The organism is Kitasatospora sp. NPDC092039, assembly GCF_044756065.1.
Lineage (GTDB): Bacteria > Actinomycetota > Actinomycetes > Streptomycetales > Streptomycetaceae > Kitasatospora.
The window spans coordinates 1-12,727 of sequence record NZ_JBIVSD010000007.1; the positions used below are offsets into that span (position 1 = coordinate 1).

Sequence of the window (12,727 nt, forward strand, 5' to 3'; positions counted from 1 at the left end):
AGCATCAGCCCCCGAAGATAGCAATCCCCCTGCCGGCGCTGGTCCTTGCGCGCCAGGGACGCGAACACCTCGGCGACGAACTCGCCGAGGCGCTCGCGGAGCCTCTCCACTTCACCAAGATCCACAGGCAGCAGCATGCACCGAACGGCAACCAAGATCAAATCGACCTAACGAAGTACTACTAGGCCCTAGACCGCCACGGCCTTGGCGCGGTCGGCGGCGATGTGCACGGCGAGGCCGGCGAGGACCGTGCCCATCACGTAGCGCTGGATCCGCAGCCAGCCGGGGCGGCGGTTGAGGAAGGCCGCGATGCCGCCCGCGCTCACCGCGATCAGGCCGTTGACGGTGATCGCGATCGCGATCTGGGTCAGGCCCAGCAGCAGGCTCTGCGCGGCGACGTGACCGCGTTCCGGGGCCACGAACTGGGGCAGCAGCGAGATGTACATGATGGCGATCTTGGGGTTTAGCAGGCAGGTCAGGAAGCCCATCGCGAACAGTCGGCGCGGCGGGTCCGGCGGCAGCTGCTGCGGGGCGAAGACCGCCGTGCCGCCCGGTTTGACGGCCTTCCAGGCCAGCCAGAGCAGGTATCCGGCGCCGGCCAGCTTGATCGCGGTGTAGAGGGCGGGCACCACCGAGAACACGGCGGCCACTCCGGCCGTCACGGCGACCAGGTAGACCAGGAAGCCGGCCGCGACCCCGATCAGCGAGACCAGCCCGGCGCGGCGGCCCTGCGCGATCGAGCGCGAGACCAGGTAGATCATGTTCGGCCCGGGCGACAGCACCATGCCCAGGGCCACGGCGGCGATGCCCAGCACCGCCTGGCCGTCCACGGCCGATTTCAACGCGTCCATGCGAGGAGGCTAGGGCGGGCGATCGGGTCGATGCAATGATGACTTTGCGCTCGGTGCAATGTGCCGAACGGACCGGTCGTCGTGGCGGCCGACTGCGAGGGACCACGGGAGGGCCCACCACCGATGGACGACTACCGCCTGATCGCCGACCGGATCGCCGCCGAGATCGCGGACGGGCGGCTGCGGCCCGGCCAGCAGCTGCCCACCCAGCGCGCGTTCGCCCGCAGCCGGGGCATCGCCGCCTCGACGGCGGGGCGCGTCTACCGGGAGCTGGCCCGGCGCGGGCTGACCGTCGGGGAGGTCGGGCGCGGGACCTTCGTCCGGGCCGGGCGGGCCCCGGAGGGCGCCCGGGTGGCGCTCGCGGAACCGGCCGCCGCCCCCGTGGACCTGGAGCTCAACTACCCCTCCGTCCCCGGCCAGGCCGAGCTGCTGGCGGGCGGACTGACGCCCCTGCTGCGGTCGGACGCGCTGGGGGACGCCCTGCGGCCGGTCGGCGCGGCCGGGACGGGCGCGGCCCGGCGGGCGTTCGCGGCACTGGTGTCGGCCGTCGGCCCCGGGGAGGTGGCACGGGAGGTCGCGGAGGCCGTCGGAGGGAACCTCGCAGGTGACGTCGGAGGGGACGTCGCGGGTGGCGTGGCCTGGGAGGTCGGGCCGGAGCGACTGCTGTTCGCCGGCAACGGGCGGCAGGCCATCGCCGGGGCGCTGTCCGCGCTGGTGCCGCCCGGGCAGCGGCTGGGCGTGGAGGAGCTGACCTATCCGGTCGTCAGGGCGGTGGCGGAGCGGCTGGGCATCGTGCTGGTGCCACTGGCCGTGGACGAGCACGGGCTGGTGCCGGACGCGGTGGCGGCCGCCCACCGGGCCGGGCCGCTGCGCGCGGTGTACGTCCAGCCGCGGCTGCAGAACCCGCTCGGTACGAGCCTGCCGCCGGAGCGGGCGGCGGCGCTCGCGGCGGTGCTGCGCGGGCTCGACCTGCCGGCCGTCGAGGATGCCGTCTGGTCGTTCCTGCGGCCCGACCTGGCACCGCTGGCCGCACTCGCGCCGGAGCGCACCGTGCTCGTGGACAGCCTCTCCAAGCGGCTCGCCCCGGGACTGACCACCGGGTTCGCGGTCGTCCCGGCGGGACTGCGGGAGCGGGTGGCGGGCGCGCTGCGCTCGGGCGGGTGGACACCGAGCGGCTTCGCGCTGGAGGCCGCGGTGCGCTGGATCGGGGACGGCACGCTGGCCGCGGTGGAAGCGGCGAAGCGGGCCGACGCGACGGCCCGGCAGCTGCTGGCGCGCGAGCTGCTGCCGGGGCAGCGGCTGCGGTCCGACCCCTGCTCGTACTACCTGTGGTGGGAACTGCCGACGGGCCTGCGGGCAGAGGCCTTCGTCGCGGAGGCCGCGCGCGCCGGGATCTCGGTCACGCCCGCGGCGGCCTTCGCCGTCGATCCCCGGCGCTCGCCCTCCGCCGTCCGGGTCGGGCTCGCCTCCCCGCCGCTGCCGGTCCTGGCGCGGGCACTGGAGACGCTGGCGGGGATCGCGGGCACTGACAGCTGACAGATTTCGAAATCTGTCAGCTGTCAGCTGTTAGTCGTCGGCTGTCATCTGTTCGCCGTCAGCCGTCAGTCTCCGCCCCGCTCCGGCTCCCCCGCACCGCCGTGTCCGCCGCGCCCCCGGCGCCGACGGCACGCAGGCGGCTGGCGGCGGTGGCGGCGAGCTGGGGCGCCAGCCGGGCCACGTCCCGGGAGCCGACCACCGCGATCAGGGTCGGCAGCAGCCAGCGGACCGGCTGCATCCCGCGCAGCCACGCCTGCGCGTAGACGTGGGCGGACCGGCGGGCGATCCCGGCGACGATGCGGTCCACCGCGGGCTCCAGCGGGTACGTCTTGTTCGCCGGCCACGGCAACCGGGAGCGCATCTGCTTCAGCACCGCGTCCTCGTCGGCCCCGCGCACCATGTCCGTGTCGGTCCAACTCAGGTACCCGACCCCGACCTTGACCCCCTGGAAGGCCACCTCCGCGCGGATCGAGTGGGCAAAGGCCTCCACCCCGGACTTGCTGGCGCAGTAAGCGCTCATCAGCGGCGCCGGGGTCAGCGCGGCGAGCGAGGCGATCTGGAGCAGGTACCCCCGGCTCTCGGCGAGCGCGGGCAGGAAGGCCCGCGCGGTGGCCACGCTGCCGAGCAGGTTGACCTCGATGACCCGGCTGAACGCCCTGTGGTCGCTGTCGGTCAGCGGTCCGCCGATGGCGATCCCGGCGTTGGCGACGACGGTGTCGATCCGCCCGTAGTGCTCCTTGATCCGCCGGGCGGTGTCCTCGAGCGCATCGAGGTCGGTGACGTCCACCTCCCAGCTGGTCGCGGACGGGCCGCACTGCGCGGCGACGGCCTTCAGCTCCTCCGGCTCGAGCCCCAGCAGGGCCACCTTGGCTCCGCGCCGGGCGAGCTTGCGGGCCAGCGAGGCGCCGACGCCGCGCGCGGCCCCGGTGACGACGACTACCTGTGCGGAAAACGGCGGGATCGCGTTCATGCGACGGCGGTCCTCTCCTCGGCGGAATCGGAAGCGGAGTCGGAAGCGGAGTCGGTTGCGGGAGCGGGAACGGAGTCGGAGACAGGCGGCGCGGGCGCGGCGGCGGGCGCGGACGTCAGGTACGCGGAGGCCATCCGGTGGATCTCGGCGGCGACCTCCTCCGGACGCTCCAGCGGCGCCATGTGGCCGACCCCGGGCAGCAGCAATAGCCCCTGCGGGTCCTGGAGTCGGGAGACGATCCGATGGGCGTGCACCGGCGGGGTCAGCCGGTCGTCGGTGCCGACCACCACCGCGGTGGGCGCGGCGAGCCGGGCGAGCCCGGCGTGGACGTCCAACCGGTCCAGCACCGCGGCCCAGTTGGCGCGGACGGCGGTCGGGCAGGCGTGCACGATCCGGGCCGTCGCCTCGACCTGACCGGCGGGCGAACCGGGCCCCATGGTCGCGTACTTGAGCGCCGCCCGACTGACCGGAGAGACCCGCCCGAGCGGCATCCGGGAGCGCAGCAACTGCCGGTGCAGGAAGCGCCGCAGGCCCCGGGCGCGTACGGCGGGCGGCAGGACGGTGAGTTCGGCCACCAGGTCGCCCGGGCCGGTGGAGACCAGGACGGCCGCGGCGGTGCGTTCGGCGACCTCGGGACGGCCGCCGGCGGCCATGACGGTCATCCCGCCCATGCTGTGCCCGGCCAGTACGGCCCGCTCGCCCGCCGGAACGGTCCGCGCGAGTACGGCGGACAGGTCCTCGGCGAGTGCCCGGGTCGAGTAGCGGGCCCGGCTCGGCGGGATCTCGCTGTGCCCGTGGCCGCGCTGGTCGTAGGCCACCACCCGGTACCGGTCGGCGAGTTGGCGGATGACCGGGGCCCAGAAGACGGTCGAGCAGGTCCAGCCGTGCGCGAGCACCACGGTGGGCGCGCCGGGCTGGCCGTGCACCTCGACGTGCAGCCGGATGCCGTCGGCCGACCGGACGCTCAACTCCTCGACCGGGACCGGTGGTTCGTACTCCTCGGGCAGCTGGACGCGGGTCACGCGGAGACCTCCTGGACGGTACGGGCGGCGGCCGGTGCGCCGCGCATGATCAGCTCGTACTCGCCGAGGTCGACCCTGCGGGTGGCCCGGCGGAACGCGGTGGTGGAACCGGGCCAGAGCACGGTGTTCTTGCCGCTCGGGTCGAGGTACCAGCTGCGGCAGCCGCCGGTGGTCCAGACGGTGCGGTCCATCCGGTGCTGGAGTTCGAGGTTCCACTGCCGCTGGGCCCGCGCGGTGGGGTGCATCGCGGCCGCGCCGATCGAGCCGAGCGCGGTCAACGCGTCGATCAGGTAGTTCAGTTGCGACTCGATCATCAGGATCATCGAGCTGTTGCCGAGGCCGGTGTTGGGCCCGATGACGAAGAAGAGGTTCGGGAAGCCGCGCACGGTCGAGCCGCGCAGCGCCTCCATGCCGTCCTTCCACTCCTCCGCCAGGCTGGTGCCGTCGACGCCGAACACCCGGGCGCCGATGGGCATGTCGGTGACGTGGAAGCCGGTGCCGAAGACGATCGCGTCCACCTCGTGCTCGCTGCCGTCGGCGGCCACCAGCGTGGAGCCGCGCAGTTCGCGCAGGCCGGAGGAGACGACCTCGGTGTTGGCCGCCGCGAGCGCCGGGTAGTAGGTGTTGCTGAGCAGGATGCGCTTGCAGCCGATCCGGTAGTCCGGGGTGAGCCTGGCGCGCAGCGCCGGGTCGGAGACGCCCTGGGCGATGTGGCGTTCGGCGAGCTGCTGGACCAGGCGCAGCAGTCCGGGGCGGCGCACGAACGCGTCCACCTGGAGCTCACGGAGCGCGAAGAGGGTGCCGCGGCGGATCTTCGTGGTGACCGGCAGGCGGCCGTGCAGCCACTTCTCCAGCTGGGTGATCTCGCGGTCGCGGCGCGGCAGCACCCAGGCCGGAGTGCGCTGGAAGACCGTCAGTTTGCCGACCTCGGGCTGGATCGACGGGATGATCTGGGCGGCGGAGGCGCCGGTGCCGACCATCGCCACGCGCTTGCCGGTCAGGTCGAAGTCGTGGTCCCAGCGGGAGGAGTGGAACACCTTGCCGGGGAAGCCGGCCAGTCCGGGCAGGTCGGGGATCTGCGGGTCGGCGAGCGGTCCGGCGGCGGAGACGACGGCGTCGGCGGTCCACTGGCCGGCCGAGGTGGTGATCCGCCAGCGGGTCCGATCGCTCTCCCAACGGGCTTCCAGGACTTCGGTGTTGAAGCGCAGGTGGGGGCGGAGGCCGAAGACGGTGGCGACCTTCTCCAGGTAGGCGCGGATGTCCGGCTGGCCGGAGAAGCTGCGCGGCCATTCGGGGTTGGGCGCGAAGGAGAAGGAGTAGAGGTGCGAGGGCACGTCGCAGGCGCAGCCGGGGTAGCTGTTGTCGCGCCAGGTGCCGCCGACCGAGTCCGCCCGCTCCAGGACCACGAAGTCGGTGATCCCGGCGCGACGCAGTCGGACCGCGGCGCCGAGGCCGCCGAAGCCGGAGCCGATCACCGCCACCCGGACGTGCGGAACGGGCTCCTGCGCAGCGGTGGTGTCGGTCGCTGCGGACGCGCCGGAGCCGGGGCGCTTGCTGCTGGATGCCATGCGGCAACCTCCTGAGGGTGGGACGGTGATCGTCGCGCTCTCCCGGAGCCCCTCGGCCCCGGAACCTCCCGGGGAGACTCGCCTCCGGGACCCTGCCAATCGCGCCAGCAATCACTGGCATGGTTGGCAGGGTAGCCCTTGCTGACACCGGATGGAAGAAGCACGACGGCTCCGGTTCGGGGAGCCTTCCGAGCCGGCGGTCCTATGCTGATCGCCGTGGACAAGGTCAGAGCTGCTGCGGGCGACAGAAAACGCGAGTACCGGGTGGAGGAACTGGCCGAAGCCGCCGGCATCACCACCCGCACCCTGCGCTTCTACCGCGAGCGCAAACTGCTGCAGCCGCCCCGCAAGGAGGGCCGGATCGCCTGGTACGGCGAGGAGCACCTGGCCCGGCTGCGGATGATCGCCGAACTCCTCGAACGCGGCCACACCCTGGGCGGCATCGCCGAGCTGATCGGCGCCGGCGAGAGCGGGCGGGACGTCGCCGAGCTGATCGGACTGGAGGCGGCGATCGTCGCGCCGTGGTCCGACGAGACCCCGGTGCGCCTGGACTGGGAGGAGCTGAGGTCCGCCTTCGGCGACCAGCTCACCGAGGAGAACACCGCCGAATCGATCGCCCAGGGCTACATCACCGTCGAGGAGCACGGCATCACCCACGTCAGCCGCCGGCTGATGGAGGCCACCACCGAGCTGGTGGCGGAGGGGGTGCCGCTCGCGGCGGTGCTGGAGGCGAGCCGGCGGACCCGTGAGCACGTGGACGCCATCGCCGAGATCTTCATCGAGGTGGTCAGCGAGCACCTGCTCAGCGCGCTGGCCGCCGACACCCCGCTCCCGCCCGGCACGGCGGCCCGGCTCACCGAGCGCATCATGCGGGTCCGGCCGCTGGCACGGACGGTCGCGGACGCCCAGTTCACCCTCGCGATGGACCGGCGGGTGCACGCCGAGTACGCGGAACTCCTGCGCCAGCGACGGGAGAACGGTTCCGAGGCGTAGCCGGGCCGTCGTGCGGGCAGGGATTCCGGCGCCCCGCCCGTACGTTGGAGGTGCCGCCGATGCCCCGACCGCTCAGCCGCCGCGCCGCGCTCGGCCTCGCCGCCGGACTCGCCCCGGGGCTCGCACTCGCCGCCTGCGGGTCCGGCACCACGGCGCCGAGCGGCGGTTCGGGCGCCGGTTCGTCCGGCACGGGCGGCACGGGCGGCACGGGCGGCACGGGCGGCACGGGCGGCACGGGCGGCACGGGCGGCAGCCGGACGGTCCGGCACGCGCGCGGCGAGAGCACCGTGCCGGCGCGGGCGAGCCGGGTGGTGGTCCTGGACACCGACGCGCTGGACTCGGCGGTCACCCTCGGCCTCAGCCCGGTCGGTGCCACCACCGTCACCGCGGGCGCGTCCTTCCCCGCATACCTGCCCGCCGAGCGGCTGGCCGGGACGAAGCCCGTCGGGGCCATCGGCCAGCCCAGCCTGGAGGCGATCGCGGCGCTGCGGCCGGACCTCATCCTGAGCAACCAGGTCCGCGACGACAAGCGGTACGACCAACTCTCGAAGATCGCGCCGACGGTGCTCTCCGCGACCACCGGGCCGACCTGGAAGGAGAACGTCCGACTGCACGCCGAGGCGCTGGGCCGTCAGGCCGAGGCCGACGCGGCGAACGCGGCGTACCGGGCGAAGCTGCGGGACCTGGTCACCGCGCTCGGCGGCCCGGCCAGGGCGGCGGCCACCCGGGTCGAGATGGCCCGCTTCCTGGCGGGCGCGCCGACCAGGCTCTACCTGAACGACACCTTCGTCGGCTCGCTGTTCAAGGACCTCGGCCTCGGGCGGCCCGCCAACCAGGACAAGCCCGGCTTCTCCATGGAGATCAGCCCCGAGCAGGTGGACCAGGCGGCGGCCGACGTCATCTTCTACTCGGTGTACGGGGACGCGGCCAAGTCCGACCAGGGCAAGATCACCGAGGGAGCGCTCTGGAGGAACCTGGACGCCGTGCGCGGCGGGCGGGTGTTCCGGGTGGACGACAACCTGTGGATGCTCGGCATCGGCTACAGCGGGGCCGGGCTGATCCTGGACGAGATCCGCAGGGACCTGGCTCCGGCGGGCGGGTGAGGGGCGGCGGCGGGCGCCGAACACATGACAGCCGACAGACGACAGCCGACGGATTCCAGCGAACAGATGACAGATGATGAAATCTGTCATCTGAAATCCGTCATCTGTCATCCGCCCGCGCCCACCGCCCGTCACCTCCGCAGGTACCGCCCCGGCCGCAGCCGCCCGGTGCCCGCCAGGAAGGCCACGAACCCGCCGAGGACGATCCACCCGGGCCAGCCCGCCAGTGACATGGTGAGCGGGTCCAGCTCGGCGTCCGGGGCCGCGAACTCCCGGACCATCGACACGCTCATGCTGCTGGCGAAGGCGTGTGCCAGCACCGCCGGGACGACCGACCCCGAGCGCAGCCTCAGCCAGGTGAAGACCGGCAGGACGAGCACGCAGCTCACCGTCAGCGCGGGCACCGCCAGGTACCAGGGCCGCCCCGGGTACTGTCCGCCCATCAGCAGGGTCGGCAGGTGCCAGAGCGCGAAGGCCGTACCGGTGAGCAGGTAGGCCCGCACCAGTCCCGCCGTGCCGCCCCCGAACTGCAGCAGCCGGGGGAAGAGGAAGCCCTGCCAGCCGATCTCCTCGCCGAAGAACAGCGGCAGCGAGAACACCATCCCGATCAGTCCCTGGACCGCCCACGACCCGACCCGGCCCACGTCCAGCGCGCCGAAGCCGGCGAACGGGTAGTCGCCCACCAGTGCGCCGAGCCCCAGTGTCGCGGCGGTCAGCCCACCGATGATCCCGAGCGGCAGCAGGAGGGCTCGAACCGCGCGGGCCCGTGGCCGCGGCATGCGCAGCGCGAGCGCCTCCCGTACCGCTCCGCCGCGCTCGACGAAGCGGACCACGAGCAGTGCCGCCAGCGCCGGGGCCAGCATGGCGGCCGCGATGCAGAGTTGCTCCAGCGCGCCGGTCTCCTCCCGGGCGTTGGAGCGCCGGTAGCCGTCGGCGAGCAGCGGCGCCATGGCCGCCCACATTCCGGCATAGGCGAGCACCAGGTAGACCAGCAGGCCGCGTCGCCGGACGGCGCCCGGCCGGGTTGGCGTCGGTTGCGTGAGCCGCGTCGATGGCGTCGGTGGTGTAGGTCGCGTCATGCCGAGCACGCTACGGACCCGAAGGTTCGCCCCGTAACCAAGTGCTCTGCCGTTCCGAGGTGTTGTCCACTACCACGCCGATGGTCGAGATTTCTGGGTGGACAAGGGCCCACTGGAGGTACTCGTGCGCGCCCCGCACCCCGCCGACCGCCACCCTGCGTTCCGTGAACCACCGCGGAGGCTGCAGCGGGGAACGAATTGACGTATCGTCAGACCTCACGCGGCGGGGGCGACGGTGGTCCGCTCACCGTCGCCCCCGCCGTACTCCCGCCGTACTCCCGCCGGCCGGCAACCCCGGCGCCCGGAACCCGCTCCGTTCACGTCGGCGGCCGGCCGGGCGGCGACGGCGTCGCACTCCGCACTGGGGATGGGAACGGCCTGGGCACGGCCCGGCGGGGCCTCCGTTCACTGGAAGCGCCACTCCTGGGCGGTGTTGCCGGGGGTGCAGGTGACCATCGTGACCGCGCCGCCGGGGCCGTTGTTGGTCATGCAGCTCTGGCCCTGGTAGTCGGCGAGGGTGTAGGAGCCAGCCGAACTCCCGCTACGGACGCTCCAGTTGGTGAGGAAGCTGAAGCCACCGCTCAGGGCGACCTTCCCGTCCATCGTCTGGACCATCTGCGGGCCACCGTTGTTGCAGGCGTTGAAGAGGATCCACGCGCCGGGGTTGGTCGAACGCACCCAGCCGTACTGCGCGTTGCCGCCGACCACGATCGGGTTGTCGCCGTTCAGGTTGTCGTCGCGCATCCCGATCGCGCGGCCGTCCTTCACGCTGACGATGGTGCTCCAGCTGGTGCCGCCGCAGGACGCGGGCCGGCTCGGGCTCTGCGGGGCGGTGGTGGTGCCGCCACCGGTGGTCTGGGCAGGGGGCTGCGGGTTCTGGTTGGCGGGCGGGTTGGGCGGGTTGCCGCCGCCTGGCTGATTCGCCTGACCGGCCGACGACCCGCCCGCGGCCGTACCGGTGCCGGCGCCCGTGCCACCGGTCCGGCTGCCGCCCGAGCCGCCGCTCGCGCCGTTGCCGCCCTGACCCGCGGTCGGGAGCGGAGGGACCGGCACCTGCGGCTGGTTCTGGGCGGCGCCGGGCGTCTGCTGGTCCGGGCCCGGGGTGGCCGCCGGGGTGTCGGTCGGCGCCGGTGCGGCGGGCGCGGTGGTGGTCGCGGGCGCCGAAGTGGCGGTGCCCGGGTTCACGGGGGCGGTGACCACCACGGTCGGCTGGGCGGCGGGCGGCTGGGCGGCATCGGAGTTGCCGGCGCCGCGGTCGATCAGCAGCACGGTCGCCGTGCCCATCGAGATGACGACGGGGATGACGACGGGCACCAGCAGGGTGCGTCGCGTCCGTCGACGGCCGGGCTCGGTCTGCGCCTGCGGCTCCACCTTCGCGACCTCGTCCGGTGCCGGGGTGCCGCCCGCGGGTGCCACCACGGCCCCCGCCCCGGCGGGCTCCGCGGCACCGCCCTTGGCCAGGTCCACAGCGCCGCCCTTGGCCGGCTTCGCCGCACCGCCCTCGGCCGCCCCGCCGTCAGCCGCCGCACCGGCGCGGGGCCGGAGCGGGAGGGTCCCGCTGTCTGCCGCACCGATCTCCGCGGGCCCCGGCTCGACGACCGGACCGTCTCCCCCCGCGCGCGCCGCACGGGCCGCCGCACGGGCCGCCGCCGCCATTCCGGCGGCGTCCGCGTACCGCTCCTCGGGCTTCTTGGCGAGCGCCCGGGCGACCAGCGCCCGCACCGGCGCCGGGAAGGTGTCCGGCAGTTCCGGCACCGGCTGGTTGACGTGCTTGAGCGCGATCTGGAGCGGCCCGTCACCGGAGTACGGCGGCTCGCCGACCAGCAGTTCGTAGCAGACCACGCCGATCGAGTAGAGGTCGGTGGCCGGCCCGAGGTTCGCTCCCTCGGCCTGCTCCGGGGACATGTAGAGCGCGGTGCCGATGATCGCGAACGGGGCGGTGAGCTTGGTGCTGGCGAGCGCCCGGGCGATGCCGAAGTCGGTGATGGCCACCCGTCCGTCGGCGCGCACCATCAGGTTGGACGGCTTGATGTCCCGGTGCACGATCTCCCGCCGGTGCGCGGCGTGCAGGGCGTCCAGGGCGCCGGCCACCAGGTCGAGGGTGCGCTCGACGGTCATCGGGCCGGTGTCCGTGAGCACCCGGTCCAGCGGACGGCCGTCGATCAGTTCCATGACGATGTAGGCGCAGCGTTCCTCGCCCTCGCCGCCGCTCTCGCCGTAGTCGTGGACGCCCACCACGCCGGGGTGGTCGACCGCGGCGACCAGCTGGGCCTCGCGGCGGAAGCGCTGGGCCGAGGTGTCGTCCTCCAGCAGCTCCGAGCGGAGGATCTTGACCGCGACCTGCCGTGCCAGCACGGTGTCCTCGGCCTTCCAGACCGAGCCCATCGCGCCGCCACCGATCTTCTCGACCAGCTCGTACCGGCCGCCGAGCACGGTGCCCGCCCCGCTCATACCCCTGCTCCCCCGTGTTCCGTGCCCCGCCCCGACGGGTCATCGGCACACAGTGTGCCAGAGGGTGTCGCAGCCTCAGCAGTCCAGGTCCGAAAAGGAATTGAGCACGAATTGTCAGACCTTGAGGAAGTATCGGGCGTGATCCGCAACTTCTCGAACGGCCGCGACGACCGCCTTGGGCCGGTCGGCCTGGATGACGTGACCGGCGCCCTGGACGGCGCCGTGCGTCGCCCGGACGGCGTTCCTCGCCACGCACGCCTGCAGCGCGGTCCAGCGGCGGCGCATCGGCCCGGGCAGGCCCCGGGTCGCGCTCAGGACCGCCACCGGCATCGCGAGCGGCCGCGCGGCAGCACGGCGCCGCCGGATCTCGGGTGCCGCGCGGGCCGTCATCCGCACCTCGGCGAGAACGGCCCGCCGCTGGTGCCGGTACGCGATCACGGCCGCCTCGGCCCGGTCGAGCGGCCCCGCCGGTCCGGCCGCCGTCGGCGACGGTGACACCCGTGCCGGCGCGGTCCGGAGCAGCCACAACCGGGTCAGTACGGCCTCGGCGACCCGGATGGACCGCGGCTGGAACTCCTCGTGCCCGGGGTCGACCAGCACCAGCCCGGCCACCAGCTCCGGCCGCTGCCAGGCGAGGAGTTGGCCCAGCTGCCCGCCCCAGCTGTGCCCGACCAGCAGGGCCGGTCCCGCGTCCAGGTGCCGTATTAGGGCGGCGAGGTCGGCGATCTGACCGTCCAGGGTCGGGGCGGTGGCACACCCGGGCGCGCTGGCGCCGAGCCCGGCCCGGTCGTACGCCACGACCCGTCCGTACCGGGCGAGTTCGGGCAGGACGGCCGACCAGCTGAGCGCCGTGGTGCCGCAGCCCGCGATCAGGACCACCGGCACGGCGCCGCCCCGGCCGGCTTCCACCCAGCGCAACAACCGTCCGCCGCAGTCGAGTTCACCGCAGCGCACGCCGCCGGGCAGGTGCTCGCCGAGCGCCCGCGCGATGGCCTCCTGGACGCTCCGCAGGCCCGGCCCGGCGAGCGCCCTCCGTTCGCTCCGACTGGTGTTCATGAGCGATCCCCCCTGGATCGGTCGTCGGGCCCCTCCCCCGGGGCCCGGTTCCGCACGGCCTGCGAGCGGCCGGTCAACACCTCAGCGGGCCGGCCGGT

10 protein-coding genes and 1 pseudogene are annotated in these 12,727 nt (G+C 74.0%); 3 read left to right on the forward strand and 8 right to left on the reverse strand.

What is annotated here, in order from left to right:
* Positions 1 to 125, reverse strand: a pseudogene (locus tag ACIQI7_RS15840) (IS701 family transposase); the annotation flags it as partial.
* 63 nt (positions 126 to 188) lie between these two features.
* A complete protein-coding gene (locus tag ACIQI7_RS15845) occupies positions 189 to 851 on the reverse strand; it encodes a LysE family translocator (RefSeq protein WP_401109756.1) in 663 nt (220 codons plus the stop codon).
* Positions 852 to 974: 123 nt separating this feature from the next.
* Here ACIQI7_RS15845 and ACIQI7_RS15850 point away from each other — a divergent pair, with 123 nt between their 5' ends.
* Positions 975 to 2,387: a PLP-dependent aminotransferase family protein gene (locus ACIQI7_RS15850; protein ID WP_401109758.1), complete on the forward strand. Its 1,413-nt coding sequence runs from the start codon at positions 975 to 977 to the stop codon at positions 2,385 to 2,387.
* Between the two features lie 58 nt (positions 2,388 to 2,445).
* Here ACIQI7_RS15850 and ACIQI7_RS15855 read toward each other — a convergent pair whose 3' ends face one another.
* Genes ACIQI7_RS15855 through ACIQI7_RS15865 form a run of 3 tightly spaced genes read right to left on the reverse strand, consistent with a single transcriptional unit; the run spans position 2,446 to position 5,947 of the window.
* Positions 2,446 to 3,357 carry an SDR family oxidoreductase gene (locus ACIQI7_RS15855; RefSeq protein ID WP_401109760.1) on the reverse strand — a complete coding sequence of 304 codons (912 nt, stop codon included), beginning with the start codon at positions 3,355 to 3,357 and terminating at the stop codon, positions 2,446 to 2,448.
* Positions 3,354 to 4,379: an alpha/beta fold hydrolase gene (locus ACIQI7_RS15860; RefSeq protein ID WP_401109762.1), complete on the reverse strand. Its 1,026-nt coding sequence runs from the start codon at positions 4,377 to 4,379 to the stop codon at positions 3,354 to 3,356. The genes ACIQI7_RS15855 and ACIQI7_RS15860 overlap by 4 nt, the downstream gene beginning before the upstream one ends.
* Positions 4,376 to 5,947: a flavin-containing monooxygenase gene (locus ACIQI7_RS15865; protein WP_401109764.1), complete on the reverse strand. Its 1,572-nt coding sequence runs from the start codon at positions 5,945 to 5,947 to the stop codon at positions 4,376 to 4,378. Before ACIQI7_RS15865 ends, ACIQI7_RS15860 begins: the two co-directional genes overlap by 4 nt.
* Before the next feature lie 204 nt (positions 5,948 to 6,151).
* Here ACIQI7_RS15865 and ACIQI7_RS15870 point away from each other — a divergent pair, with 204 nt between their 5' ends.
* Together ACIQI7_RS15870 and ACIQI7_RS15875 are read left to right on the forward strand one after the other, a co-directional pair.
* Entirely contained in the window at positions 6,152 to 6,940 is a 789-nt protein-coding gene (locus ACIQI7_RS15870; protein WP_401109766.1) for a MerR family transcriptional regulator, read from the forward strand.
* Positions 6,941 to 6,999: 59 nt separating this feature from the next.
* The gene (locus tag ACIQI7_RS15875) at positions 7,000 to 8,043 is read left to right on the forward strand and encodes an ABC transporter substrate-binding protein (protein ID WP_401109767.1); all 1,044 of its coding nucleotides are present in this window, start codon (positions 7,000 to 7,002) and stop codon (positions 8,041 to 8,043) included.
* Positions 8,044 to 8,174: 131 nt separating this feature from the next.
* Here the strand turns inward: ACIQI7_RS15875 and ACIQI7_RS15880 are convergent, their stop codons facing one another.
* From ACIQI7_RS15880 to ACIQI7_RS15890, 3 genes are all read right to left on the reverse strand, one after another.
* Positions 8,175 to 9,122, reverse strand: coding sequence for a CPBP family intramembrane glutamic endopeptidase (locus tag ACIQI7_RS15880; RefSeq protein WP_401109770.1), 948 nt, complete (start codon positions 9,120 to 9,122; stop codon positions 8,175 to 8,177).
* Between the two features lie 405 nt (positions 9,123 to 9,527).
* A complete protein-coding gene (locus ACIQI7_RS15885; RefSeq protein WP_401109772.1) occupies positions 9,528 to 11,573 on the reverse strand; it encodes a serine/threonine-protein kinase in 2,046 nt (681 codons plus the stop codon).
* 114 nt (positions 11,574 to 11,687) lie between these two features.
* Complete coding sequence (locus ACIQI7_RS15890) at positions 11,688 to 12,629, reverse strand: alpha/beta fold hydrolase (protein WP_401109775.1); 942 nt, start codon at positions 12,627 to 12,629, stop codon at positions 11,688 to 11,690.
* Between the last annotated feature and the right edge of the window lie 98 nt (positions 12,630 to 12,727).